24 protein-coding genes are annotated in these 24,088 nt (G+C 65.7%); 14 read left to right on the plus strand and 10 right to left on the minus strand.

The features are described 5' to 3' along the window. Positions 1 to 19: 19 nt before the first annotated feature. Positions 20 to 1,207 (minus strand): cell division protein ZapE, encoded by a 1,188-nt coding sequence (zapE, locus tag IVB23_RS19970; RefSeq protein WP_247799769.1) that lies wholly within the window; start codon positions 1,205 to 1,207, stop codon positions 20 to 22. A 174-nt stretch (positions 1,208 to 1,381) separates the two neighbouring features. Here zapE and IVB23_RS19975 point away from each other — a divergent pair, with 174 nt between their 5' ends. Beyond that, positions 1,382 to 1,636, plus strand: a complete 255-nt coding sequence (locus IVB23_RS19975) for a type II toxin-antitoxin system VapB family antitoxin (protein WP_061880191.1) — start codon at positions 1,382 to 1,384, stop codon at positions 1,634 to 1,636. Next, positions 1,636 to 2,040 carry a type II toxin-antitoxin system VapC family toxin gene (locus IVB23_RS19980; RefSeq protein WP_061880190.1) on the plus strand — a complete coding sequence of 135 codons (405 nt, stop codon included), beginning with the start codon at positions 1,636 to 1,638 and terminating at the stop codon, positions 2,038 to 2,040. Before IVB23_RS19975 ends, IVB23_RS19980 begins: the two co-directional genes overlap by 1 nt. Before the next feature lie 16 nt (positions 2,041 to 2,056). Here IVB23_RS19980 and thpR read toward each other — a convergent pair whose 3' ends face one another. Next, on the minus strand, positions 2,057 to 2,593 hold the full coding sequence (thpR, locus tag IVB23_RS19985; RefSeq protein WP_061880189.1) for an RNA 2',3'-cyclic phosphodiesterase: 537 nt from the start codon (positions 2,591 to 2,593) through the stop codon (positions 2,057 to 2,059). A 174-nt stretch (positions 2,594 to 2,767) separates the two neighbouring features. After that, on the minus strand, positions 2,768 to 3,403 hold the full coding sequence (locus IVB23_RS19990) for an arylesterase (protein WP_247804938.1): 636 nt from the start codon (positions 3,401 to 3,403) through the stop codon (positions 2,768 to 2,770). Positions 3,404 to 3,458: 55 nt separating this feature from the next. Here IVB23_RS19990 and IVB23_RS19995 point away from each other — a divergent pair, with 55 nt between their 5' ends. From IVB23_RS19995 to IVB23_RS20010, 4 genes are all read left to right on the plus strand, one after another. Then, positions 3,459 to 4,181, plus strand: a complete 723-nt coding sequence (locus IVB23_RS19995; RefSeq protein WP_194390809.1) for an ABC transporter ATP-binding protein — start codon at positions 3,459 to 3,461, stop codon at positions 4,179 to 4,181. Next, on the plus strand, positions 4,178 to 6,748 hold the full coding sequence (locus IVB23_RS20000; protein ID WP_247799770.1) for an FtsX-like permease family protein: 2,571 nt from the start codon (positions 4,178 to 4,180) through the stop codon (positions 6,746 to 6,748). The genes IVB23_RS19995 and IVB23_RS20000 overlap by 4 nt, the downstream gene beginning before the upstream one ends. Before the next feature lie 270 nt (positions 6,749 to 7,018). Next, on the plus strand, positions 7,019 to 7,810 hold the full coding sequence (locus tag IVB23_RS20005) for a Bax inhibitor-1/YccA family protein (protein WP_061880287.1): 792 nt from the start codon (positions 7,019 to 7,021) through the stop codon (positions 7,808 to 7,810). A gap of 269 nt (positions 7,811 to 8,079) precedes the next feature. Further along, positions 8,080 to 8,610, plus strand: a complete 531-nt coding sequence (locus IVB23_RS20010; RefSeq protein WP_247799771.1) for a GNAT family N-acetyltransferase — start codon at positions 8,080 to 8,082, stop codon at positions 8,608 to 8,610. Between the two features lie 139 nt (positions 8,611 to 8,749). Here the strand turns inward: IVB23_RS20010 and IVB23_RS20015 are convergent, their stop codons facing one another. The 3 genes from IVB23_RS20015 to acnA all read right to left on the minus strand — a co-directional run bounded on the left by IVB23_RS20015 (position 8,750) and on the right by acnA (position 13,446). Beyond that, positions 8,750 to 9,121 (minus strand): DUF2794 domain-containing protein, encoded by a 372-nt coding sequence (locus tag IVB23_RS20015; RefSeq protein ID WP_028177741.1) that lies wholly within the window; start codon positions 9,119 to 9,121, stop codon positions 8,750 to 8,752. Between the two features lie 594 nt (positions 9,122 to 9,715). Next, a complete protein-coding gene (locus IVB23_RS20020) occupies positions 9,716 to 10,492 on the minus strand; it encodes a DUF1223 domain-containing protein (protein WP_061880185.1) in 777 nt (258 codons plus the stop codon). 233 nt (positions 10,493 to 10,725) lie between these two features. Then, the gene (acnA, locus tag IVB23_RS20025; RefSeq protein ID WP_061880184.1) at positions 10,726 to 13,446 is read right to left on the minus strand and encodes an aconitate hydratase AcnA; all 2,721 of its coding nucleotides are present in this window, start codon (positions 13,444 to 13,446) and stop codon (positions 10,726 to 10,728) included. Positions 13,447 to 13,688: 242 nt separating this feature from the next. Here acnA and ccmA point away from each other — a divergent pair, with 242 nt between their 5' ends. The 5 genes from ccmA to IVB23_RS20050 all read left to right on the plus strand — a co-directional run bounded on the left by ccmA (position 13,689) and on the right by IVB23_RS20050 (position 16,883). Beyond that, entirely contained in the window at positions 13,689 to 14,291 is a 603-nt protein-coding gene (gene ccmA / locus IVB23_RS20030) for a heme ABC exporter ATP-binding protein CcmA (RefSeq protein WP_061880183.1), read from the plus strand. A 274-nt stretch (positions 14,292 to 14,565) separates the two neighbouring features. Continuing rightward, a complete protein-coding gene (gene ccmB / locus IVB23_RS20035) occupies positions 14,566 to 15,234 on the plus strand; it encodes a heme exporter protein CcmB (RefSeq protein ID WP_247799772.1) in 669 nt (222 codons plus the stop codon). A gap of 91 nt (positions 15,235 to 15,325) precedes the next feature. Then, on the plus strand, positions 15,326 to 16,111 hold the full coding sequence (locus tag IVB23_RS20040; RefSeq protein WP_197969273.1) for a heme ABC transporter permease: 786 nt from the start codon (positions 15,326 to 15,328) through the stop codon (positions 16,109 to 16,111). Then, complete coding sequence (gene ccmD / locus IVB23_RS20045) at positions 16,108 to 16,293, plus strand: heme exporter protein CcmD (protein ID WP_028177747.1); 186 nt, start codon at positions 16,108 to 16,110, stop codon at positions 16,291 to 16,293. Before IVB23_RS20040 ends, ccmD begins: the two co-directional genes overlap by 4 nt. Then, entirely contained in the window at positions 16,290 to 16,883 is a 594-nt protein-coding gene (locus IVB23_RS20050; RefSeq protein ID WP_061880180.1) for a DsbE family thiol:disulfide interchange protein, read from the plus strand. Before ccmD ends, IVB23_RS20050 begins: the two co-directional genes overlap by 4 nt. Before the next feature lie 149 nt (positions 16,884 to 17,032). On the opposite strand, the gene IVB23_RS20055 is transcribed toward IVB23_RS20050, so the two are convergent. Then, positions 17,033 to 17,635 carry a septation protein A gene (locus IVB23_RS20055; protein WP_061880179.1) on the minus strand — a complete coding sequence of 201 codons (603 nt, stop codon included), beginning with the start codon at positions 17,633 to 17,635 and terminating at the stop codon, positions 17,033 to 17,035. A 3-nt stretch (positions 17,636 to 17,638) separates the two neighbouring features. Continuing rightward, positions 17,639 to 18,586: a signal recognition particle-docking protein FtsY gene (gene ftsY, locus IVB23_RS20060; protein ID WP_061880178.1), complete on the minus strand. Its 948-nt coding sequence runs from the start codon at positions 18,584 to 18,586 to the stop codon at positions 17,639 to 17,641. A gap of 44 nt (positions 18,587 to 18,630) precedes the next feature. Here ftsY and IVB23_RS20065 point away from each other — a divergent pair, with 44 nt between their 5' ends. Both IVB23_RS20065 and IVB23_RS20070 read left to right on the plus strand, forming a co-directional pair. After that, positions 18,631 to 19,332, plus strand: a complete 702-nt coding sequence (locus IVB23_RS20065) for an RNA pseudouridine synthase (protein ID WP_247799773.1) — start codon at positions 18,631 to 18,633, stop codon at positions 19,330 to 19,332. Positions 19,333 to 19,635: 303 nt separating this feature from the next. Next, positions 19,636 to 20,745 carry a DUF2336 domain-containing protein gene (locus tag IVB23_RS20070; protein WP_247804939.1) on the plus strand — a complete coding sequence of 370 codons (1,110 nt, stop codon included), beginning with the start codon at positions 19,636 to 19,638 and terminating at the stop codon, positions 20,743 to 20,745. A gap of 235 nt (positions 20,746 to 20,980) precedes the next feature. Here the strand turns inward: IVB23_RS20070 and mtaB are convergent, their stop codons facing one another. Together mtaB and dapF are read right to left on the minus strand one after the other, a co-directional pair. Continuing rightward, a complete protein-coding gene (gene mtaB, locus IVB23_RS20075) occupies positions 20,981 to 22,234 on the minus strand; it encodes a tRNA (N(6)-L-threonylcarbamoyladenosine(37)-C(2))-methylthiotransferase MtaB (RefSeq protein ID WP_197969277.1) in 1,254 nt (417 codons plus the stop codon). Next, complete coding sequence (gene dapF, locus IVB23_RS20080) at positions 22,234 to 23,109, minus strand: diaminopimelate epimerase (protein WP_247799774.1); 876 nt, start codon at positions 23,107 to 23,109, stop codon at positions 22,234 to 22,236. The genes mtaB and dapF overlap by 1 nt, the downstream gene beginning before the upstream one ends. A gap of 247 nt (positions 23,110 to 23,356) precedes the next feature. Between dapF and IVB23_RS20085 the strand changes: the two genes are divergently transcribed. After that, positions 23,357 to 24,088 (plus strand): GyrI-like domain-containing protein, encoded by a 732-nt coding sequence (locus tag IVB23_RS20085; RefSeq protein WP_247799775.1) that lies wholly within the window; start codon positions 23,357 to 23,359, stop codon positions 24,086 to 24,088.

Here is a 24,088-nt window from a genome sequence, read left to right on the forward strand (position 1 = left end):
TGACGGCGGGGGATAGGACTTAAGTCTCGACCAGGCCCTTGGTCGACCCGCTGGCGGTGGAATCCTTGCGGCCGTGAGCCAGCGCCAGATAGGATTCCGAGCTCATCTCGATCAGACGCGAGGCGGTCCGCTTGAATTCCATGGCCTCAACGCCCTCATGGGCGAGATACAGCGAGATCGGGTTGGCGTCGGCCGAGGCCATCAGCTTCACCGCATTGTCATAGAGCGTGTCGATCAGCGTGATGAAACGCTTGGCGGCGTTGCGCTGGGAGACGTCCATCACTGGAATATGGTCGACCAGGATGGTGTGGTAGTCGTGCGCCAGCCTGAGGTAATCCGATGCGCCGAGCGGCTTCTCGCAGAGATCGGCGAAGGTGAACCGCGCCACGCCGTGGGCCGAGCACGGCACGTGCAAGGTACGGCCCTTGATGGTGATGTCGCGCGACTTGCATTTGGCGTTGCCGGTCATCTTGGCCCAGGCGTGGTCGAGCGCGGCGTCGGCATCGCCGTCGGCCGGCGTCAGCCACATCGGCACGCCTTGGAGTTTCTCCAGCCGGAAGTCGGTGCGCGCATCGAGCCGCGCGACGTCCATGTGGTCGGTGATCTGCTTGATGAAGGGCAGGAACAGCGAGCGGTTCAGGCCGCCCTTGTAGAGATCGTCGGGCGCGACGTTCGAGGTCGCGACCACGACGGTGCCGAGCTCGAACAATTTCGCGAACAGGCGCCCCAGGATCATCGCGTCCGCGATGTCGGTGACGTGGAATTCGTCGAAGCAGAGCAGCCAGCTCTCCTCGAAGATCGCGTTCGCGGTCAGCGCGATGACGTCGGCGTCGGCGATCTCGCCGCGCGCGATGCTCTGGCGGTAGTCGTAGATGCGCTCATGCACGTCGGCCATGAATTCGTGGAAATGCGCGCGGCGCTTATGCTCGACATCGGAGTGCTGGAAGAACATATCCATCAGCATGGTCTTGCCGCGGCCGACCTCGCCATGGATGTAGAGCCCGCGCGGCACATCGTCCCTGTCACCACCGCCGAACAGGCGGCTGAGCAGGCCCTGCTTGCGCGTGGGGCTGTAATTCGCAAGCCGCAGGTCCAACGCCGCATAGGCCTCGGCGACCTCGGCCTGCGCAGCGTCCGGTTCGATCGCGCCGGAGGCGATCTGGGCCTGATAGGCTTCGCTGAAGGGGGAACTGGGGGTCGAGAGCATGGCCCTTTACCGCCAGAGACCGGCGGAAATTGCAACCGCGTATTGTCGCAACGGCTTATGCGCGCCCTTCTCCGGCAGAAACTCCCATATGGCGGGGCGCGGGTCCGTCGTCCAAATGGAACTTGCAGCGCCCCGAGGTAGAATATACCTATTCAGGAACCAAGGAGCCGCGATATGGCGCTGAGCATCAAGGACCCCGAAACTGAGCAGTTGGCGCGGAGTCTGGCGCAATTGACTGGCGAGAACATCACGACCGCGACGAGGCGCGCCATCGAGGAGCGATTGCGCCGGCTCAATGCTCAAACGAGCAAGGACGCGCTGCTCGAAGATCTGGCCGAAATCAGGCGGCGCTGGAGCGAAATGCGCGTCGTGGACGACCGCACGCCGGAGGAAATTCTCGGATATGACGAGCATGGATTGCCACGCTGATGGTGATCGATACGTCGGCGATCGTGGCAATCGCTCTGAACGAAGCCGACGCAGGCGATATTGAACGCTTGATTGTAGACGATCCGATCCGTTTGATCTCTGCAGCGACTGTGATTGAAGCGACGATGGTGATCGAGACGCGGCTTGGGGAAGCAGGCGGGCGTGAGTTCGATCTCTGGCTCGTCAAGATGGGCGCGGAGATCGTTGCCGTCGATGCCGCGCAAGCCGATGCAGCGCGGCGGGCCTGGCGGCGCTACGGAAAGGGACGACACGCCGCGTCGCTCAACTACGGTGATTGCTTCTCTTATGCGCTGGCTATGACCCGCGGCGAACCCTTGCTGTTCAAAGGTGAGGACTTCGCAAAGACCGGCATCAGGCGAGCAGGCGCGGCGCTGCCGCGGTAATGCCACCGAGTTGGGCCTACTCACACAGCTCGTAGGCGTCCTCGACCACATACGGTCCGCCGCCCGTCGATGCGCGCGACGAGAACAGCACGAAGCGCTCGGCCATAAATGCCTTGCTCGGGAAGTAGCCGCGCAGCGACAGATAGTCGGCGACGTCGCGGTCGGAGGCATCGTGCAGGCGGGCCAGCGTGACGTGCGGGATGAACTTGCGTCCCTCCGGATCGAGGCCGATCCGCTGCATCATGCGTTCGAGCTCGGCCTGCAATTCCATCAGCGGCTTGCTCGGCGCGATGGTGGCGACCACCGCGCGCGGCTTGCGGCCGCCGAAGCTCGTGAGCCCCTGCACCTTCACCTCGAACGGCTTGCGGTCGACGCGAAACAGCAAGGAGGCGATCTCGTTGGCGGAGGCGCCGTCGATATCGCCGATGAAGCGCAAGGTGACGTGATAATTTTCGGGATCGATCCAGCGGGCGCCGGGGAGGCCGCCCCTCAAGTTGGAAAGCGACTGGCCGATCTCGGCCGGAATTTCCAGACCCGTGAACAAACGCGGCATCGTTTCGCACTCCCGATGCTTGGGCACAGCCCTCAAGGCAAGGACCATATCCAAATTAGAGCCGGCGACGAATCACCGGTACCCTGATTCCTATCGCAGTTGTGTGACTCTGCGAAGCATCGCTCGCCTCACTCCGGTAAAACCCTGGGAATTAGGGTTAGCGCTGCCTGCTTTTCAACGCCGCTGCTCAGCGATCGTGCCAAGAAATGCCTCCACGGTGGGCATGATGTTGCCGACGATGATGTCGACGCCTTCAGCCGTCGGATGAATGCCGTCGGCCTGGTTGAGCTTGGCGTCGGCGGCAACGCCTTCGAGGAAGAACGGATAGAGCGGCACGTCGAATTTTTTCGCCAGATCCGGATAAATCGAATTGAAGCGCGCGGCATAGTCGGCGCCGTAATTCGGCGGCGCCAGCATGCCGCAGAGCATCACCGCGATGTTGCGGGCCTTGAGCCGCTGGATGATGTCGGTCAGCGCGGCGCGCGGCAGGTCGGGATCGATACCGCGCAACGCATCGTTGGCGCCGAGCTCGACGATGACGCCATCGGTTCCGTCGGGCACCGACCAGTCGAGCCGGTCGCGACCGCCGGAGGAGGTGTCGCCGGACACCCCGGCATTGATCATGTCGACGTCTATACCCTTGGCCTGTAACGATTTTTTGAGCTTCTGGGGGAATGCCTCCTGGGCCGGGAGGCCCAGACCGGCGCTGAGGGAATCGCCGAGAACGACGAGCCTGATCGGCTTTGCGGCTTCCGCCCAGGCGGGGGGCGCGATCGTCATCAAGGCGAGCATCAACACGGCTATGTGCATGAACAATCCGTAACGCCCCTCGACCGCGCTATCGAAGTTGCCATATGACCGGACCATGGACACTCGCATCGACCCCTCTTCGCTCGCCGCTACCGCCGCGGACACCATCGCCATCTCCAACGTCAATCTCTCATTGGGCACGGGCGCGGCACGCGTTCACATCCTCAAGGATATCAGCCTGCGGGTCGCCTCGGGCGAGACGATCGGCCTGATCGGCCCGTCAGGCTCGGGCAAATCCACGCTGCTGATGGTGATGGCGGGGCTGGAGCGTCCTGATAGCGGAGAGGTGGTGGTGTCAGGCACGCCTTTCAATGCCCTCGACGAGGACGCGCTGGCCCGCTTCCGCGGCCGCCAGGTCGGCATCGTCTTCCAGTCCTTCCACCTGATTCCGACCATGACGGCGCTGGAGAACGTCGCCGTGCCGCTCGAGCTTGCCGGCAATCCCGATGCCGCGCGGCGCGCGGCGCAGGAGCTGCAATCGGTCGGGCTCGGCGACCGCCTGCATCACTATCCGACGCAGCTCTCCGGCGGCGAGCAGCAGCGCGTTGCGCTCGCGCGCGCGCTGGCGCCCGATCCCGCGATCCTCGTCGCCGACGAGCCGACCGGCAATCTCGACGAGACAACCGGAAAACAGATCGTCGATCTCCTGTTCAGCAAGCACGCCGAGCGCGGCATGACCCTGGTGCTGGTCACGCACGATTCCTCGCTCGCGCATCGCTGCGATCGCGTCATCCGCCTGCGCTCGGGGCGCATCGACACGCAGTCTGCGCCGGCATGAGCGCGGCAGTCGAACCATTCGCGAGGCCGGGCGGCGTTGCGCTGTCGCTGCGCTACGCCTTACGCGAATTGCGCGGGGGCCTGCGCGGCTTCTATGTCTTCATCGCCTGCATCGCGCTCGGCGTGATGGCGATCGCCGGCGTCGGCTCGGTGTCCGCGAGCCTCTCCGACGGCCTCGCGCGCGAAGGCCGCACGCTGCTCGGCGGCGACGTCTCCTTCGTATTGTTCCAGCGCGAGGCCAAGCCCGAAGAGGTCGCCTTCCTGCGCTCGCGCGGCACGCTGTCGACGGCGGCGACCTTGCGCGGCATGGCGCGCACGACCGACGGCAAGCTGGCGCTGGTCGAGATGAAGGCGGTCGACGACACCTATCCGTTGCTGGGCCAGCTGACGCTGACACCGCCCCTGCCGATGTCCGACCTGCTCGCGGAGCGTGACGGCGCGTTCGGCGCCGCCGCCGATCCGACGCTGCTGGCGCGGCTCTCGCTGAGGACCGGCGACCGCGTCACCATCGGCTCGGCGACCTTCCAGATCCGCTCGACGGTCGAGGCCGAGCCCGACAAGCTCGCCGGCGGCATCGGCTTCGGGCCGCGCTTCCTGATCAGCGAGGCGGCCTTGCGCGCCACCGGCCTGATCCAGCCCGGCAGCCTGGTGCGCTGGGTCTACCGGGTCAAGCTGCCCGATGCCGCGAACAGCGAGCGCGCCACCGAAGCCTTCATCGCGGACGCCCGCAACGCCGCGCCGCAGGCCGGCTGGGAGATCCGCAGCCGCTCCAATGCCTCGCCGCAGCTCGAGCGCAACATCAGCCGCTTCACGCAGTTCCTGACCCTGGTCGGCCTCGCCGCCCTTCTCGTCGGCGGCGTCGGCGTCGCCAATGCCGTGAAGAGCCATATCGACCGCCGGCTCGAGGTGATCGCGGCCCTCAAGGCCGTCGGCGCCACCGGGCGCGACGTGTTCGGCATCTATCTTGCCCAGGTCATGCTGCTCGCTTGCATCGGCTCGGTGATCGGCCTCGTGCTCGGCGCCGCCATGCCGTTTGGGATCGTCGGCCTGTTCGGCAAGCTGCTCCCGCTGCCGGTGGTGCCGGCCGTGCATGCCGACGAGCTCGCGCTGTCCTTCGTCTACGGCCTCTTGACCGCGCTGGCCTTCGGCCTGTGGCCGCTTGGCCGCGTGCACGACGTGCCGGTCGCGGCGCTGTTCCGCGACACCATCAGCTCGGAATGGCACCGGCCGCGCCTGGGCTATCTCCTGTTCATGGGGCTCGTGATCGCCCTGCTCATCGCGGTCGTGATCGGCCTCTCCTTCGACAAGCGCATCGCCGCGGTATTCGTCGCCTCCTCGGTCGTCGTGTTCGCCCTGCTGCGCGGCATCGCCGCCCTGCTGATGACAATCGCGCGGCGGCTGCCGCGGACGCGGCTGCCGATGCTGCGCCTGGCGATCGCCAACATCCACCGGCCCGGCGCGCTGACGCCCTCGGTCGTGCTGTCGCTGGGGCTCGGGCTCGCCGTGCTCGTCACCATCACCCAGATCGACGGCAATCTGCGCCGGCAGTTCCTCGCAGCTCTGCCCGATCAGGCGCCATCCTTTTTCTTCATCGACATTCCGAGCGCGCAGGCCGAGCAGTTCGACCTCTATCTGCGCCAGATCGCGCCCGGCGCGAAGGTCGAGGACGTGCCGATGCTGCGCGGGCGCATCGTCGCCGCGCGCGGCGTCCGCGCCGAGGAACTCAAGCCGACCACCGATTCCGAATGGGTGCTGCAGAGCGACCGCGGCCTGACCTACACCGGCGACCTGCCGAAAGGTTCCAAGGTGGTCGAGGGCGAATGGTGGAGCGCCGATTATTCCGGGCCGCCGCTGGTCTCGATGGAGAAGAAGATCGCCGACGGACTCGGCCTCAAGCTCGGCGACGAGATCGTGGTCAACGTGCTCGGCCGCGACATCCCGGCGAGAATCGGCAATCTGCGCACCATCGACTGGCAAGGGCTCGGCATCAACTTCGTCCTCGTCTTCTCGCCGAACGCCTTCAAGGGTGCCCCACATACCCATATCGCAACGCTGACCGAGGCCGGCGGCAATGCCGCGGGCGACGGCAAGATCATCAAGCAGGTGGCCGACGCCTATCCGATGGTGACGAGCGTGCGCGTGCGCGAGGTGATGGAGACGGTCGGCTCGGTGGTGACCAACCTGGCGCTGGCGATCCGCGGCGCCAGTGCCGTCACCCTGATCTCGGCGATCCTGGTGCTGGGCGGGGCGCTCGCAGCCGGCCACCGCCACCGGGTCTACGATGCGGTGATCCTGAAGACCCTGGGCGCGACGCGGCTGCGGCTGCTCGGCGCCTATGCGCTGGAGTACCTCCTGATCGGGCTTGCCACCGCGGTGTTCGGCGTGATCGCCGGCAGCATCGCGGCCTGGATGATCGTGACGCGGCTGATGACGCTCAGCTTCGTCTGGCAGGCCGGCAGCGCGGCCGGCGTGGTCGCGGCAGCGCTGGTCGTCACCGTCGGGCTCGGCCTTGCCGGCACGCTGCTGGCACTGAACAAAAAGCCCGCGACGGTGTTGCGGAATTTGTGACAAAATGTAGCGGGTCGCCACACGGGAGCGGAATCGCACGATTCCTGCGATTAACCACGACTGCTCGTCTGGATTGTGGGTGAGGGCGACATTCGGCCGCGCGTGGACGGTTGCAGCGAATGTGTTAGTTTCCCACATATCGAATGGGTTCGGAGTCCCGATTGTTAGCCAAAATTTAGTCGGCTGGCATCCGGTATCCGAGATAGAATTTGACGAACCGGCGGCATGGCGACCCTCATGCCGGACCGGCCAACCAGCGGGATTTCGACCATGTCGGACCTAGACCGTAACTACGCTTCTCCTTTCGGCAGGGCCGCCGGGCGTGTTGACGCCGCGACGGTCGATGCCGGCCTGCGCGCCTACATGCTGCGCATCTACAACTACATGACCATTGGCCTGGCCATCACTGGCCTTGCCGCCCTCGGCGTCTACATGGCCGCCGTGACCGACGTTGCGACCCCGGAAGCGGTCCGCGTCGGCAAGCTGTTCCTGACGCCGTTCGGCTACGCCATGTTCGTCAGCCCCCTGAAGTGGCTGTTCATGCTGGCGCCGCTCGCGATGGTGTTCGTGATCTCGGCGGGCATCAACCGTCTCGCCCCCTCGACCGCCCAGATCCTGTTCTGGGTGTTCTCGGCGCTGATGGGCATCTCGCTGTCGTCGATCTTCCTGGTGTTCACGCACACCTCGATCGTGCGGGTGTTCTTCATCACCGCGGCGACCTTCGGTGCGCTGAGCCTGTACGGCTACACCACCAAGCGTGACCTCACCGGGATGGGCTCGTTCCTGTTCATGGGCCTGATCGGCGTCGTCCTCGCCAGCCTGGTGAACCTGTTCCTGGCCAGCTCGATGTTGCAGTTCATCGTGTCGGTGGTCGGCGTGCTGGTGTTCTCGGGCCTCACCGCCTGGGATACGCAGCGGCTGAAGAACGACTACATCTACGGCTACGCCTCGGCCGGCGGTGACATCGCAGAGCGTGCGGCCATCACCGGCGCGCTGTCGCTGTACCTGAACTTCATCAACCTGTTCACGCTGCTGCTGCAGCTGCTTGGCCAGCGCGAGTAAGCGCAACGACCTGAGTGAACGACATGAACCCCGGCCGAGAGGCCGGGGTTTTTGTTTGTGGGCGGAGCTCGCCACACGCTCGATGTCATCGCCCGCGAAGGCGGGCGATCCAGTATTCCAGAGGCCGTCGTGATGACCGAGAGGCCGCGGCGTACTGGATTCCCCGCCTTCGCGGGGAATGACGGCGGAGGAGGTTACGCTAGCAATGACGAGTGTGCATGCGCCGAGTCCTCTTCCAGCGGCCTCGCGAAGCTTCTAATCTCCGCCCCATGTCCGCACCCGAAATCAGGCCCACCACCGAGGCCGACCTTGCCGCCGTCACCGCCATCTACCAGCAGGCCGTCCGCGAGGGCACGGCGACGTTCGAGCTGGAGCCGCCCGACCTCGCCGAGATGACGCGTCGCTACCGCACGCTGATCGACGGCGGCTATCCCCACTTCGTCGCCATGCTCGACCGCCGCGTCGCCGGCTACGCCTATGCCGGCGCCTACCGGCCGCGGCCAGCCTACCGCTTCACGGTGGAGAACTCGATCTATCTCGATCCCTCCTTCCACCGCCGCGGCGTCGGCTCGTTGCTGCTGGAACGGCTGATCACCGAATGCGAGGCGCGCGGCTTTCGCCAGATGATCGCGGTGATCGGCGATTCCGCCAACGCCGGATCGATCGGCCTGCACACCAGGTGCGGCTTCAAGATGATCGGCACGCATCCCAATGTCGGGCTGAAATTCGGCCGCTGGCTGGACACGGTGATGATGCAGCGCGACCTCGGCGAGGGCGCAAGCACGGTGCCGGGGAAGTAGGGCAGTCGTCCCCTTCTCGTTCGTCATTCCGGGGCGCGACGAAGCCGCGAGCCCGGAATCCATTCATCCAACTTCTGTGCCGCTCAATAGATTCCGGGTTCGATGCTGCGCATCGCCCCGGAATGACGGCTAATGGTCGTCACACCACCGCCAGCTTCCGATCGATCACCAGCAACACGCGCTCAAGCTCGTGGCCGCGGCGCAGGATCAGCCCGGTCGCCGAGATCACGCTGTACATGCCCTGCTTGCGCGCGAGCCGCGGGTCCTTCTCGATGCGATAGATCGGCACTTCCGAGGCGCGGCGATAGACCGAGAACACGGCGCGGTCCTTCAGGAAGTCGATGGCGTAGTCGCGCCATTCGCCGTCCGCAACCATGCGGCCGTAGAGATTGAGAATCCGGTGCAGCTCGAGCCGGTTGAACGTCACCCGGTTCGGCTGCGCATTCGCAGCGGCGGGACGCGCCGCCGCGCGCTGCTCGCTCGGATCGGCATCCTCCGACATCAGGCTCATGGGAAGCGCCTCCTCATCGCACGCCACGACCGCGTCCGCGAAGACCGTCCCCGGAACCGCGCTCATGACAATTGCATGATTGCGCCAACCGTTCCGCGCCGCAAGGGGCTCAACCCACCGAATCGGCTGCGAGTCAGGGCACACGCAGGGGTGGAACTTTGTCGCGGCAAACCGTCACGGGATCGTTAGCAGGAATCATAGTATCGCCGCTTTTCCGCCCACCGCCCGCCGCCCTGCACTGCGATATAGAGTCCCGTGCGTTGACCCGGTCCTTTCGGTTCCGGATTCCTCAGCCCCCAGCCCCCCGGGGTCGAACAGGATCGGGTCTGTGCGCACGGCAAGGAGGGCCAACGCAAGTTGGTCCTTTTTTGTTTGTGTCGGGATGTGTCCGGCGCGGCCTCTCTCCGAACATCCGGGCGACGACTCTCTCCCCTGAGGGCCGCGCTCTTCGCGCGGCGTCTCGAAGGATGAAGGCCGAACTGCATTCGCGGGGCCTTTCACGGTTCTCACGGCGATGCGCAGCATCGTCCGCCGCGCGCAAGTGCGCGCTCCTCACCATGAGGGTCGAGAGCAGAGTGCGACGCTAGAAAAATATCAATGCAGCGACGTGTACGCCGCACCCAGCATCGGGCCGGGCTTCTCCCGGCTGCCGTCCTGGACATAGACCACCGCGCCGTCGACGCCATCGCGCGTGAGGTTCTCGATCGGCACCGTCCAGCTTTCCGGACGGCCGGTCCAGTCGCCGACCTTGAGCAGGTTGCGTACCACGTTGTGATAGGTGACCTGCTGTCCGCGATTCTCTCCGCGGGTGATCGCGATCGGCACCGACTTGGCGATCGAGCAGATCCAGACCTCGCCGTGCGAGACCGCGGGCTCCTTGCTTTCGGCCACCGAAACGTTGATGTGCTTACCCGAGAGTGACATCGTCACCGGCACGCTCATCACGCCACTGCCCTTGTCGGTCTTGCCGATCGCATTCTCGATGCCGGCGCGATCGCTGCCGATGACATGCGTGGAGCCGTTGACGACGGCCTGCGGCGTGTAGACCTCGCGGTCGCCGCGCATGCGCGAATAGGCACGCTGCCGTGCAGAGAAGCGCGAATCCGCCAGCGTGTCTTTCCAGCCGAGATAGTCCCAATAGTCGATCGGCATGCTCAACGCGATGATTGACGGATCTTTCGAGAGATCGCCGATGATCTGGTCGGCGGGCGGGCAGGAGGAGCAGCCCTGCGAGGTAAACAATTCAACAACGGCGCGGGGATCAGCGTGCGCGGGGCGGATGACGGCGACGATCGCACAGATGCCGATGGCTCCCGTCCAGAGGGCATTGGACCAGCGCGAAATCGGATGAGAAGCCGTCATTGTCGTCATGTCGAACGCCGCACACCATTGCTCGTGGGAAGGGGAATCTTATCGCCGGATGGTCACCGTAGTCTTACGGGGCGCGGTACATTCGTCCGTCCAGCCAACCGTCCAAGGGAAGGTTTTCCGCCGGGCGGGCCCATCTGAAACGTACCGCAAACGCGCGAAGGCGGCCTTTGATAGGCCGCCTTCGTTCGGGCTTCTACTCACTTCGCAGTGAGCCATCGTTCACAAATCCGCGCTTACGCCGCGAGCTTGCGCAGCACGTAGTGCAGGATACCGCCGTTGCGGTAGTAGTCGAGCTCGTCCAGCGTATCGATGCGGCAGAGCAGCGAAACGCGCTGCAGCGAACCGTCGCCGGAGACGATCTCCGCGGTCAGCTTCTGGCGCGGCTTGAGGTCGCCGACGAGGCCACGCAGCGTGACCTTCTCGTCGCCCTTCAGGCCCAGCGACGACCACGAGGTGCCTTCCTCGAAGGTCAGCGGCAGCACGCCCATGCCGACCAGATTGGAGCGGTGGATGCGCTCGAAGCTCTGGCAGATCACGGCGCGCACGCCGAGCAGACGCGTGCCCTTCGCGGCCCAGTCGCGCGAGGAGCCGTTGCCGTATTCGGCGCCGGCGAACACCACCAGCGGCACCTGCTCCTGCTGGTACTTCATCGCGGCGTCGTAGATCGACATCTGCTCGCCGTCAGGCCAGTGCTTGGTCAGGCCGCCCTCCGGAATGTTGCCGTCGGCGCCCTTCAGCATGAAGTTCTTGATGCGGATGTTGGCAAAGGTGCCGCGCATCATCACTTCGTGGTTGCCCCGGCGCGTGCCGTACTGGTTGAAGTCGGCCGGACGCACCTGGTGCTCGCTGAGATATTTGCCGGCGGGCGAGGTGAGCTTGATCGAACCGGCCGGCGAGATGTGGTCGGTGGTGATCTTGTCGCCGAACATGGCGAGGATGCGCGCCTCGATGATGTCGGTGACCGGCTCCGGCTCCTTCTTCATGCCGTCGAAATAAGGCGGGTTCTGCACATAGGTCGACGACATATTCCAGCGATAGGTCTCGCTCTCGACCGTCTTGATCTTGCGCCAGTTGGTGTCGCCCTTGAACACGTCGGCATACTTCTTCTTGAAGATCGACGCGGTCACGAACTTCTTCATGAAGGCATTGATCTCTTTCGTCGTCGGCCAGATGTCCTTCAGGTACACCGGCTTGCCGTCCTTGCCCTCGCCGAGCGGCTCGGTGGCGAGGTTCTTGGTGACGCTGCCGGCGAGCGCGTAGGCGACGACCAGCGGCGGCGAGGCCAGGTAGTTCGCCTGCACGTCCGGCGAGACGCGGCCTTCGAAGTTGCGATTGCCGGAGAGCACCGCAGCCGCGACGATGCCGTTGTCGTTGATCGATTTCGAGATCTCCTCCGGCAGCGGGCCGGAATTGCCGATGCAGGTGGTGCAGCCGAAGCCGACCAGGTTGAAACCGACCTTGTCGAGATCGGGCTGCAGACCGGAATTGGCGAGATATTCCGCGACCACCTGGCTGCCCGGGGCGAGCGAGGTCTTCACCCACGGCTTGGCCTTCAGGCCCTTCGCAGCCGCATTGCGCGCGAGCAGGCCGGCGCCGATCAGAACGCTCGGGTTCGAGGTGTTGGTGCAGGAGGTGATGGCGGCGATCACGACGTCACCATGGCCGATGTCGAAGTTCTTGCCTTCGACGGGGAAGCGCTTGGCCGGCTCCTCGGCCTTCTTGTACTCGCTGGCGAGCGCGAGCGAGAAGCCGTCCGCGACCGTGGGCAGCGCGATGCGGCCTTCGGGACGCTTCGGCCCGGCCATCGACGGCACGACGTCGCCGAGGTCGAGGGTCAGCGTTTCCGTGAACACGGGATCGGGCGACTTGGCGGTGCGGAACAGGCCCTGGGCCTTGGCATAGGCCTGCACCAGCGCGACGCGGGCCGAGGCACGGCCGGAGGTCTTGAGATAATCGAGCGCGGCGGCATCGACCGGGAAGAAGCCGCAGGTCGCGCCATATTCGGGTGCCATGTTGGCGATGGTGGCCTTGTCCGCGACCGAGAGATGGTCGAGGCCCGGGCCGAAGAACTCGACGAACTTGCCGACCACGCCGAGCTTGCGCAGCATCTGCGTCACGGTGAGCACGAGGTCGGTGGCGGTGACGCCTTCCTTCAGCGCGCCCTTCAGCTTGAAGCCGACGACGTTGGGCAGCAGCATCGACAGCGGCTGGCCGAGCATGCAGGCTTCCGCCTCGATGCCGCCGACGCCCCAGCCGAGCACGGCAAGACCATTGACCATGGTGGTGTGCGAATCAGTGCCGACCAGCGAATCGGGATAGGCCACCTCGAAGGTGCCGGTCTTCTTGCCGACGGTCATCTTCTCCTTCTTGGTCCAGACCGTCTGCGCCAGATATTCGAGGTTGACCTGGTGGCAGATGCCGGTGCCAGGCGGCACGACGGAGAAGTTCGAGAAGGCCTTCTGGCCCCACTTCAGGAACTCGTACCGCTCCTGGTTCTGCTTGTATTCCTCGGTGACGTTCTTGCCGAAGGCCTTGTTGTCGCCGAAGAAGTTCACGATCACGGAGTGGTCGATGACGAGATCGACGGGGACCAGCGGGTTGATCTTCTCGGCATCGCCGCCGAGCTTCTGCATCGCGTTGCGCATCGCAGCGAGGTCGACCACCGCGGGCACGCCGGTGAAGTCCTGCATCAGGACGCGCGCGGGACGGAAGGCGATCTCATGCTCCAGCGACTTCTTGCGCAGCCATTTCGACACCGCGACGATGTCTTCCTTCTTGACCGAGCGGCCGTCCTCGTTGCGCAGCAGGTTCTCGAGCAGGACCTTCATCGAATAGGGAAGTTTCGAAATTCCCTTCAGACCATTCTTCTCGGCCGTGGGCAGGCTGTAATACACATAGGTCTTGGCGCCGACCTTGAGGGTCTTTTTGCATTTGAAGCTGTCGAGCGAGGTCATGTAGGAGATCCCAATTGTTAGTTATACCCGGCAGGGTATTTTAACACCGTCAGCGTATCAGGCTGGGCCGCTTGCAGGGGCAGGTTGAGTTGCTGCATCAAGTAGTTCCGGGCTTATAGAAGCTTTCTAACGGCGCCGCCACAGCCACAATCGTGCCGCAGCAATCCGCGAGCCAAAAATTCCCATGCGCTACCCCAAGATTTCCTGAGGCCCTGGCTTTGAGCGGGTCGAAACGAGGCGAGATGCGGCTTTCAGGTCACGGGCTCAGATGCGTGCGGGGCGGACGCGAGGTGTTCGCCGGCCTCGAATTCGCGGCCGCCTCGGGCCAAGCCGTGGCGGTGACGGGTCGCAACGGATCGGGCAAGACCTCGCTGCTGCGGCTGATCGCAGGCCTGCTCGTTCCCGCCGCCGGGACGATCGCGCTGGACGGGGGCGACGCCGAGCTGACGGTGCCGGAGCAGTGCCACTATCTCGGCCACCGCGATGCCCTGAAGCCGGCGCTGAGCGTTGCGGAAAATCTGGTCTTCTGGGCTGATTTCTTGGGCGGGGAGCGCAGTGACGCAGCTGAAAACCTCGCCAAAGTCGGCCTCGACCATGCCACCCATTTGCCCGCCGGCTTCCTCTCCGCCGGCCAGCGCCGCCGGCTCTCGCTGGCCCGGCTGCTGACCGTCCGCCGCCCGGTCTGGCTGCTGGACGAGCCGACCAATGCGCTGGATGTGGCCGGCCAGGACATGTTCGGCAGCCTGATGCGCGAGCACCTGGCCGCCGGCGGCCTCATCGTCGCGGCCACCCACGCCCCGTTGGGGATCGAATCGCGGGAGCTGCGGATCGGGGGTGTGGCGTGATGCGGCCATACCCTCAGCTTTCCAAGCGGCCGGGCTCCGGCCTCTCCGTTCCCTCCCCCCTTGTGGGAGAGGGCCAGGGAGGGGGGTGCCACACGGCGCGGCCTCTCGACTCTAGCGTCGGGAAAGTGGGCTTTCGGTTGCTGGAGGCTCGCGCTAAGCACACATCTCGCCCGGGGCTACCCCCCTCCCCCGCCCTCCCCCACAGGGGGGGAGGGAGCGCAGTGTCCCTGGGGCCGGCGGCGAAGGTTTTCCCAACCGCCGGAAGGGCCACTCCATGACCGCCCTTTCCGCCCTGATCCGCCGGGACATCCGGATCGCGTTGCGCGTTGGCGGCGGGGCGCTGATCGGGGTGCTGTTCTTCCTGACCGTGGTAGTGCTGATGCCGTTCGCGGTGGGGCCGGATCTGGCGCTGCTGTCGCGGCTGGGGCCGGCGATCCTGTGGCTCGGCGCGCTGCTGGCGAGCCTGCTCACCCTGGACCGGCTGTTCATGGCCGATCATGAGGACGGCTCGCTCGACCTGATCACGATGAGCCGGACGCCGCTGGAACTCGCCTGCGCGGCCAAGGCGCTGGCGCATTGGCTGGCCGCCGGCCTGCCGCTGATTGTCGCAACCCCCGTGCTCGGCCTGTTGCTCAACCTCGACATGGTCGCAACCGGCGCAGTGGCGCTGACGCTGCTGGCGGGCACGCCGGCCCTGACCTTGACCGGCATGATCGGCGCGGCATTGGCGGTGACGCTGCATCGCGGCGGGCTGCTGATGGCCGTTCTCGTGCTGCCGCTGTCGATTCCCGTGCTGATCTTCGGCGTTGCCGCCTCGCAGGCCGTGATCGTCGGTCCCATGACGTTCGGGGCACCGTTCTCGATCCTCTGTGCGCTGTCCCTGGTCAGCCTCGTCGTCGGCCCGTTCGCGGCGGCGGCGAGCCTGCGCCATGGTCTCGATTGAGATGGGCTCGACCGACCTTGACTCCGATCAATTTTCGCTGCGGCCTTTCGTGCTGATTGCCTGAGCGGCCCCCGGTGATTATCAGGATACCATGACGCTGATCGACCTCGCCAATCCGACACGGTTCCTCGCCCTGACGGCGCGGGTGTTGCCGTGGCTCGCGGCCGCGACCGTCATCCTGCTCGCGATCGGCCTCTATCAATCCGCGCTCGCGCCCGACGACTACCAGCAGGGCGCGACCGTGAAGATCATGTTCATCCACGTGCCCAATGCCTGGCTGTCGATGTTCGTCTGGGGCGTGATGAGCATCGCATCATTGGGCACGCTGGTGTGGCGGCATCCGCTCGCCGATGTCGCCGCGAAAGCGGCAGCGCCGATCGGCGCCAGCTTCACCTTCCTCGCGCTGCTCACGGGCTCGCTGTGGGGCCGGCCGATGTGGGGCACCTATTGGGAATGGGATGCGCGGCTGACCTCGGTGCTGATCCTGTTCCTGATGTATCTCGGCCTGATGGCGCTGTGGCGCGCGGTCGACGATCCCTCGCGCGCGGCACGCGCCGCGGCGGTGCTCACCCTGGTTGGTGCCATCAACCTGCCCATCATCAAGTTCTCGGTCGACTGGTGGAACACGCTGCACCAGCCGGCCTCGGTGATGCGGATGGGCGGCTCGGCCCTCGACAAGTCGTTCCTGATTCCGCTGCTGGTGATGGCGATCGCGTTCACGCTGCTGTTCGTCACGCTGCACCTGGCTGCGATGCGCAATGAGATTTTGCGCCGCCGCGTCCGCTCGCTGCAGATGATGCAGGCGAGCCGCATCGCGTTCTCGGGCGAAAGCGGTTCGCGTGGTGAAGGCGCTTCAAACGAAGTCGGGGCCGCTTGATCATGTCGCTCGGTCCCTACGCCTCCTTCATCGTGACGTCCTATGCCGCGGCGGCCGCCGTGGTCGCGATCCTGATCGGCTGGATCGTGCTCGATTATCGCAGCCAGACGCAGCGCCTGCGCGAACTGGAGGAGCGCGGCATCACCCGCCGTTCAGGCCGCAGCGCGACGGAGCTGCGATGAGCGATCAATCGACTTCCGCCCCGCCGCAGCGCCGCACCTTCCTGATGGTGCTGCCGCTGATCGCCTTCATCGGACTCGCGCTGCTGTTCTGGTTCCGGCTCGGCAGCGGCGATCCCTCGCGGATCCCCTCGGCGCTGATCGGTCGGCCGGCGCCGCAGACGGCGCTGCCGCCGCTGGAGGGATTGCAGGACAACGGCACCCAGGTGCCGGGGCTCGATCCCGCCGCGTTCAAGGGCAAGGTCAGCCTGGTCAACGTCTGGGCGTCCTGGTGCGTGCCGTGCCATGACGAGGCGCCGCTCCTGACCGAGCTCGCCAAGGACAAGCGCTTCCAACTGGTCGGCATCAATTACAAGGACGCCGCCGACAATGCGCGCCGCTTCCTCGGCCGCTACGGCAACCCGTTCGGCCGCGTCGGCGTGGACGCGAACGGCCGCGCCTCGATCGAATGGGGCGTCTATGGCGTGCCGGAAACCTTCGTCGTCGGGCGCGAGGGCACCATCGTCTACAAGCTGGTGGGGCCGGTCACGCCGGACAATCTGCGGACGGTGCTGATGCCGCAGATGGAGAAGGCGCTGAAGGCGGGGAGCTGATCACAGCTCTCGTGCGACACACCCAACTGTCATCGCCCGACTTGATCGGGCGATCCAGTATTCCAGAGACGTCAGACGTATATGGAGAATTCGCGGCGTACTGGAACCTTCGCGGGGAATGACGGCGGTATGTGGGTCGACGTTTTGCTCTACCCCTTGCTCACATCCCCCGCCTCCGCCTCGCTGGTCTCCAGCGATACCGGCGCGAGGTGGTAGCGCTTGGTCAGCGGCATCTGGGCGATGGCGAAGATCATCGTGATGGGCGTCACGCCGAACACCTTGAAGTTCACCCAGAAGTCGGTGCTCTGGGTGCGCCAGACGATCTCGTTCAGCACGGCCATGCCGGCGAAGAACAACGCCCAGCGCAGCGTGAGGATGCGCCAGCCCTGCGGGGTCAGGTTGAATACCTGGTCGAACATCACGGCGATGAAGGAGCGGCCGAACAACAGGCCGCCGCCGAGGATCGCGGCGAACAGGCCGTAGATGATGGTCGGCTTGACCTTGATGAAGGTCTCGTCGTGCAGCACCAGGGTCAGCGTGCCGAACACCAATACGATCACGCCCGTCACGATCGCCATGATCGGGATGTGGCGCGTCACCACATAGGAGGCGACCATCGCCACCACGATCGCGACCATGAATGCGCCGGTCGCGGCGAACAGATTGAACTTCGCATTGACGAAGAAGAACACGAGCAGCGGACCGAGCTCGGTCGCGAGCTTGAACAGCGGATGCGGCTGGGACTTGTCCATTCTTCAGCTCTCGATTCCGGCGATGGCGCGGGCGAAGTCACGCGCGGTGAACGGCGCGAGATCGTCGACGCCTTCGCCGACGCCGATGAAGTGCACCGGCAGTTTGAATTTCTCCGCGAGCGCCACCAGGATGCCGCCGCGCGCCGTGCCGTCGAGCTTGGTCATCACGAGGCCGGTGACCCCTGCGGTGCGATGGAAGGCCTCGACCTGCGACAGCGCGTTCTGGCCGACGGTGGCGTCCAGCACCAGCAGCACCGCATGCGGCGCGGTTGCGTCCACCTTGCGGATGACGCGCACGACCTTTTCGAGCTCGTTCATCAGCTCGGCCTTATTCTGCAGGCGGCCGGCGGTGTCGATCAGGAGCACGTCGATGTTCTGCTCCTTCGCCGCCGTCAGCGCGTTGAAGGCGAGGCTGGCCGAATCAGAGCCCTGCGCACCTGATATGACGGGCGTCTTCGTCCGCTCGCCCCAGACCTTGAGCTGCTCGATCGCCGCCGCGCGAAACGTGTCGCCGGCGGCCAGCATCACCTTGCGGCCCTCGGACGCGAATTTCTGCGAAAGCTTTCCGATCGTGGTGGTCTTGCCGGAGCCGTTGACGCCGACGACGAGGATGACGAACGGCTTCTTGCCAACATCGATCTCGAGCGGCTTCGCGACCGGCGCCAGCACCTTCTCGACCTCGGTGGCGACGACGTCCTTGACCTCGTCGGCCGAGATCGCCTTGTCATAGCGGCCGGTGCCAACCGCGTCCGCGATCCGGACCGCGACCTGCGTGCCGAGGTCGGCGCGCAAGAGCACGTCCTCGATGTCGTCGAGCATGGCGCGGTCGAGCTTGCGCTTGGTGACGAGGTCGGCGACCGCGGTCCCCAGCGAGGAAGACGTGCGCTTCAGCCCGTTGGACAGGCGGCGCCACCAGCTCAGCTTGGGGGTCTCGGAAGTGGTATCGTTCATGGAGGCGTGTTAGCCGTTCCCGCTTCCAAACGAAAGTCTTGCAATTGCTCGATGTTCCCGAATTGACCGCTGACGAGATCTTGAGCCGCGTGCTCCATCGCGACGGGCTGATGCTGGTCATCGACAAGCCGGCCGGCCTTCCCGTGCATCGCGGCCCCAAGGGTGGGCCGAACCTCGAGGATTCCTTCGACGCGCTCCGCTTCGGCTTACCGCGACCGCCGGTGCTGGCTCACCGGCTCGACAAGGACACTTCCGGCTGCCTCGTGCTCGGCCGCCATCGCAAGGCGACCGCGTCGCTCGGCCTGCTCTTCAAGCATGGCAAGATCGGCAAAACCTACTGGGCCGTGGTCGAGGGCGGCCCCGCTGAAGACGAAGGCACCATCGACATGCCGCTCGGCCGGCTCAATGCCGAGCGCGGGTGGTGGCAGAAGCCCGACCCGGAAGGGCAGAAGGCCATCACCAACTGGAAGGTGATGGGCCGGGGCGAGGGTTTGACCTGGCTCGCCATGGAACCCGTCACCGGCCGGACCCACCAATTGCGGGTGCATTCGGCCGCGACCGGCTGGCCGATCTTCGGCGATAACATTTACGGCAACGGCCCGCGCTTCGGCGAGCCTAAGCTGCACCTGCATTCCCGCGAGATCGTGGTGCCGATCTCCCGGAACAAGGAGCCGGTCCGCGTCGTGGCGCCCGCCCCGCCGCACATGCACGAGAAGCTCAGGGCCTGCGGGTGGAATGGGGAGTAGGCGCTGTTCACCTCTCCCGCTTGCGGGAGAGGTCGCGCCCACCGGGTCGCGCCGAAGGCGCGCCCGATGACAGGCTCCGGCGCGGGTGAGGGCTCTTTCCTCTGGGGGATCGTCCCGTTGTGGAGACACCCTCTCCCCAGCCCTCCCCCGCAGGCGGGGGAGGGAGCGCACCGCATTCGCAGCGGCATCTCGCTGCAACGACCGCGTCCCGGCCATGGTTTACCAAACCTTCAGCGCTCCTCTCTAATGATAGCGGTTGCTTAGAAAAAGCTTCCGTTAACCGCTCAGGACGAGCAGCGCGTGATGTCCAAGGCCCAGCAATCGATCATCGACGAGGTCGAATCCGCGATTCGGGCAGGCTCGCCGGAAAAGGGGCTGGAGACGGCCCGCCGCGTCACCGACCTGTTCCTGTCTTCCGCCGGCAGCTTTGACGACGAGCAGATCGCACTGTTCGACGACGTGCTCGAGCGCCTGATCGGCACCATCGAGCTGCGCGCCATCGCCGACATGGGCGCACGCATCGCGCTCGCCGAGATCAGCGCCCAGCTCGCGCCGGTCGCGCAGGCACCGCCGTCCGTGATCCGCCGCCTCGCCAGCAATGACGAGATCCGCATCGCCGGTCCCGTGCTGCAGGAATCCGCGCGCCTCGACGACGGCGAGCTGGTGAGGATCGCCTCCAGCAAGGGCGAGCCGCATCTGCTCGCGATCGCCGGCCGCTGGTGGCTGAAGGAGATCGTCACCGACGCGCTGCTGGCGCGCCGCTATCCCAGCGTCAGCCGGCGGCTCGCCGCCAATCCCGGCGCGCGCGTCTCCGGGGGCGGATTTGCCGTCATCGTCGGACAGGCCGAGAACGATCCGGAGCTCGCCGTCAGCGTCGGCGTTCGGGTCGATTTGCCATCGGATCTGCGCCGCCGATTGCTGCGCTCGGCGACGGACGCCGTGCGCGCCCGCCTGTTGTCGCGCGCGCCGCCGCATCTGTTCGAGGAAATCCGGAGCGCGATCGCGGCCGTCACCATCGGCGTCGAGCGCGAGATGTCCGGTGTCCGTGATTTCGAAGGCGCCAAGCGCGCCATCGCAGGTCTCAAGGCAACCGGCCAGCTTGACGAGGCGGCGTTGCTCGGCTTCGCCAGACAACGGCGCTATGAGGAGACGGTGGCGACCCTTGCGGCGCTATCCGGGTCGACGGTCGATGTGGTTCGCCCCCTGATGCAGAGCGTGCGGGAGGACGGCCTGCTGGTGTCGTGCAAGGCCGCGCAGCTCAGCTGGGAGACGACAGGCGCCGTGCTCGAAAGCCGATTCGCGACGGGCGCGATGAAGCCGGCCGATCTCGCCAGGGCGCAGAATCATTTTGCGGGAATGACGACGGAGGACGCGCGGCGCACGCTGCGGTTCTGGCAGGTGCGGGCGTCGTAGGAACGCGCGTTGCAGTCACGGCGTATCCACACCCTCGGTGTCGTCCCTGCCTAGTGCGCAATTGCGCACGGGGCGCAGGGACCCATAGCCACAGGGAGAAGTTTGGCGACGGCCGTCAGTCGCTCAGCTTGATTGGGACGAGCACCGCGCGCAACCGATAGATCACGCGGTATGGGTCTCTGCGTTCGCAGGGACGACGTCGCGGATAAAGCGTGGCGCACTTACGACAGCGCGGTTACGCGGTCAGCCGCTCGCCATCACTGCCGGCGATCCTGAGCCGCACGATGCTTCCGACCCGCTCGCCCGCAACAGCCACCGGCAGATAATGCTCCGTGCGGCCCTGCCCGTCACGCTCGATCAGCACATCGCGCGTTGCGCCGATTTCGGCCTGCAGCCGCTGCCGCAACGCCGCTTCGCCAGCGGCCCGCAGCCGCTTTGCGCGCTCCTTGATCGCACCGCCCGCAACCTGCGGCATCCGCGCCGCCGGCGTGCCGGGCCGCGGCGAATAGGGAAAGACGTGCAGGAACGTCAGGTCGCATTCCTCGACGAGGTCGAGCGAGCGCGAGAACATCTCCTCCGTCTCGGTCGGAAAGCCCGCGATGATATCGGCGCCGAAGGCGATGTCCGGGCGTAGACGGCGAACCTGGTCGCAGAACGCGATCGCATCCTGCCGCGAATGCCGCCGTTTCATGCGCTTCAGGATCATGTCGTCGCCCGATTGCAGCGACAGATGCAGGTGCGGCATCAGCCGCGAATCGTCGGCGATGGCGTCGAGCAGATCGCTGTCGGCCTCGATCGAATCGATCGAGGAGATGCGCAGGCGCTTCAGCTCCGGCACATGCCGCAAGATCTGCCTGGTCAGCATGCCGAGCTTCGGCGCTCCCGGCAGATCGGTGCCGTAGCTGGTGAGGTCGACGCCGGTCAGCACGATCTCGGCATGACCACGCTCGACCAGTGTCCGGACCTGTTCCACCACGGAACCCATCGGCACCGAGCGCGAATTGCCGCGGCCGAACGGGATGATGCAGAAGGTGCAGCGATGGTCGCAGCCGTTCTGCACCTGCACGAACACACGCGGCAGGCCGCTCGCATAGCCGTCGACGAGGTGCGGCGCCATCTCCCTGACGGCCATGATGTCGCTGACGGCGATCTTCTCGCCGGCGCCGACGTCGAACGCCGCCTGCGTCGCGCTCCACGCTTCGCCGCGCATCTTGTCGTCATTGCCGACGACACGGTCGACCTCGGCCATGTCGGCGAACATCGCAGCTTGCGTCTGCGCGGCACAGCCGGTGACGACGATGCGCGCACCGGGCCGCTCGCGCTTCAATTTGCGGATCGACTGGCGCGCCTGCGCCACCGCCTCGTTGGTGACGGCGCAGCTGTTGATGACGATGGTGTCGGAAAGGCCTGCGCCCTCCGCCTTGCTGCGGATCACCTCGGCCTCGAAGGCGTTGAGGCGGCAGCCGAAGGTGACGACCTCGACGCCCATCACGTGACAGGCGCGAACAGCGCCGGATCAAAACGGCCCTCATATTCGAAGGTCGCGGTGCCCGTCATCAGCACGTGATCGTCGCGCTCGCGCCATTCGATGCCGAGCTTGCCGCCGGGCAGCGTGATCTCGACCTTGCGCTCGGCGCGCTTCAGCCGCGCGGCGGCAACCGCCGTGGCACAGGCCGCCGAACCGCACGCCCTGGTCAGGCCGGCACCGCGTTCCCAGGTGCGGATCGTGATGTGCTGGGGATCGACGATATGGGCGAGCGTGATGTTGGCGCGCTCGGGGAAGATCGGATGGTTTTCCAGCAGCGGACCGAAGCGTTCGAGGTCATAGGCGTTGACGTCCTCGACCCAGAACACCGCATGCGGATTGCCCATGCTCACCACGGAGGGCGAATGCAGGATCGGATTGTCGATCGGGCCGATCTGCAATTCGATGTAGCGGGTGTCGCGAAACTCTTCCGCCAGCGGAATGTCCTGCCAGCCGAACTTCGGCACACCCATATCCACGGTGTAGAGATCGGCCGCTGGGCCCTGCCAGGCATTGAGCAGGCCGGCGGCCGTTTCGAAGGTCGCGGCGGTCTGCCCGGTATTCTCGAAGATGCGGCGCACCACGCAGCGCATGCCGTTGCCGCAGGCGCCGGCCTCCGAGCCGTCATTGTTGTAGATGCGGATGAAGGCCTCGGTGCCGTCCAGCCGCGGCTTCTGCAGCACCATGAGCTGGTCATAGGCGATGCCGCCTTGCGCAGACGCCACCGCCCGCGCATCGTCCGGCGTCACCCGGCCTGCGGAATCGCGCATGTCGACAACGACGATCTCGTTGCCGATGCCGTTCATCTTGGCAAATGCGTGGTTGGCCAGCGCGCTCATGAAAATTCCCGAATTTCGCCCGCCTTATATGGCGATCCTTGCCGGCTTGGCCAGTGATTTGCGGCCGCGAACCAGGACATCGGCCAAGGTGCCTGCCATGACGCATCTGTCATGGGACGAATTCGGAGCTCGCGTGTTAGAACGGCGCGGTTCGCGCGAACCGGGACGCGCGGCCAGGTTGAGGCCTTGGTGGGTAAGGCCTTGATGAATTTGGGCCTTGGTAAATCCAGGCCTTGGGGAGAATAGAATGACCAGTTTTCGTCGTCTCGCTCTGGCCGCGCTGATCCCGGCGGCCATGTCGATTGGCCTGTCCGGGGCTCCGGCACAGACACCCGGCCCGGCACCGGCCGCGTCGGCAAGCCCCTCGCCTGCGCCGTCGGCGGCACCCGCCCCAGCCGCAAGCGCTTCGCCAGCTCCGGCGGCAAGCCCGTCGCCGGCGGCCAGCGCTTCACCGTCCCCCCGCCCCGACGGCCCCCGCCCCCCGGCGGCCGCCGCGACGCCCGCCCCGGTGCAGACCGCCGATCCCTTCGGCCTCGAGACCACGCTCGAGCCCAGGAAGGTCGTGATGGTCAAGGGCACTGCCAATTGGGACTCGGCCTTCGACACGCTGATCGACGCCTTCAAGGCCCTCAACACGCTGCTGGACAAGCAGGGCATCAAGCCGGCCGGCAATGCGATGATCGTCTACACCTCGACCGACGACACCGGCTTCACCTTCCTTGCCGAGATCCCGGTCGACCAGGATCCGAAGAACTTGTCCAAGGACATGAGCATCGGCAAATCGCCTGAAGGCAAGGCCCTGAAATTCGTCCATCGCGGCTCGTACGACAACATGGACAACACCTATGAGGCGATCACCAACCACCTCGACGACAAGAAGCTGGAAGCCAAGGACACCTTCATCGAGGAGTACCTCACCGATCCCCTGAAGACGGCCGAGGACAAGCTCGTGATCAATGTTTTCGTGCCGCTGAAGTGA

Origin of the sequence: Bradyrhizobium sp. 191 (assembly GCF_023100985.1) — a bacterium.
GTDB lineage: Bacteria > Pseudomonadota > Alphaproteobacteria > Rhizobiales > Xanthobacteraceae > Bradyrhizobium > Bradyrhizobium diversitatis.

Bases quoted from the DNA above. Each gene is read 5' to 3' on its own strand.
- zapE (WP_247799769.1), bottom strand. From the start codon at position 1,207: ATGCTCTCGACCCCCAGTTCCCCCTTCAGCGAAGCCTATCAGGCCCAG.
- IVB23_RS19975 (WP_061880191.1), top strand. From the start codon at position 1,382: ATGGCGCTGAGCATCAAGGACCCCGAAACTGAGCAGTTGGCGCGGAGT.
- IVB23_RS19980 (WP_061880190.1), top strand. From the start codon at position 1,636: ATGGTGATCGATACGTCGGCGATCGTGGCAATCGCTCTGAACGAAGCC.
- thpR (WP_061880189.1), bottom strand. From the start codon at position 2,593: ATGCCGCGTTTGTTCACGGGTCTGGAAATTCCGGCCGAGATCGGCCAG.
- IVB23_RS19990 (WP_247804938.1), bottom strand. From the start codon at position 3,403: ATGCACATAGCCGTGTTGATGCTCGCCTTGATGACGATCGCGCCCCCC.
- IVB23_RS19995 (WP_194390809.1), top strand. From the start codon at position 3,459: ATGGACACTCGCATCGACCCCTCTTCGCTCGCCGCTACCGCCGCGGAC.
- IVB23_RS20000 (WP_247799770.1), top strand. From the start codon at position 4,178: ATGAGCGCGGCAGTCGAACCATTCGCGAGGCCGGGCGGCGTTGCGCTG.
- IVB23_RS20005 (WP_061880287.1), top strand. From the start codon at position 7,019: ATGTCGGACCTAGACCGTAACTACGCTTCTCCTTTCGGCAGGGCCGCC.
- IVB23_RS20010 (WP_247799771.1), top strand. From the start codon at position 8,080: ATGTCCGCACCCGAAATCAGGCCCACCACCGAGGCCGACCTTGCCGCC.
- IVB23_RS20015 (WP_028177741.1), bottom strand. From the start codon at position 9,121: ATGAGCCTGATGTCGGAGGATGCCGATCCGAGCGAGCAGCGCGCGGCG.
- IVB23_RS20020 (WP_061880185.1), bottom strand. From the start codon at position 10,492: ATGACGACAATGACGGCTTCTCATCCGATTTCGCGCTGGTCCAATGCC.
- acnA (WP_061880184.1), bottom strand. From the start codon at position 13,446: ATGACCTCGCTCGACAGCTTCAAATGCAAAAAGACCCTCAAGGTCGGC.
- ccmA (WP_061880183.1), top strand. From the start codon at position 13,689: ATGCGGCTTTCAGGTCACGGGCTCAGATGCGTGCGGGGCGGACGCGAG.
- ccmB (WP_247799772.1), top strand. From the start codon at position 14,566: ATGACCGCCCTTTCCGCCCTGATCCGCCGGGACATCCGGATCGCGTTG.
- IVB23_RS20040 (WP_197969273.1), top strand. From the start codon at position 15,326: ATGACGCTGATCGACCTCGCCAATCCGACACGGTTCCTCGCCCTGACG.
- IVB23_RS20050 (WP_061880180.1), top strand. From the start codon at position 16,290: ATGAGCGATCAATCGACTTCCGCCCCGCCGCAGCGCCGCACCTTCCTG.
- IVB23_RS20055 (WP_061880179.1), bottom strand. From the start codon at position 17,635: ATGGACAAGTCCCAGCCGCATCCGCTGTTCAAGCTCGCGACCGAGCTC.
- ftsY (WP_061880178.1), bottom strand. From the start codon at position 18,586: ATGAACGATACCACTTCCGAGACCCCCAAGCTGAGCTGGTGGCGCCGC.
- IVB23_RS20070 (WP_247804939.1), top strand. From the start codon at position 19,636: ATGTCCAAGGCCCAGCAATCGATCATCGACGAGGTCGAATCCGCGATT.
- mtaB (WP_197969277.1), bottom strand. From the start codon at position 22,234: ATGGGCGTCGAGGTCGTCACCTTCGGCTGCCGCCTCAACGCCTTCGAG.
- dapF (WP_247799774.1), bottom strand. From the start codon at position 23,109: ATGAGCGCGCTGGCCAACCACGCATTTGCCAAGATGAACGGCATCGGC.
- IVB23_RS20085 (WP_247799775.1), top strand. From the start codon at position 23,357: ATGACCAGTTTTCGTCGTCTCGCTCTGGCCGCGCTGATCCCGGCGGCC.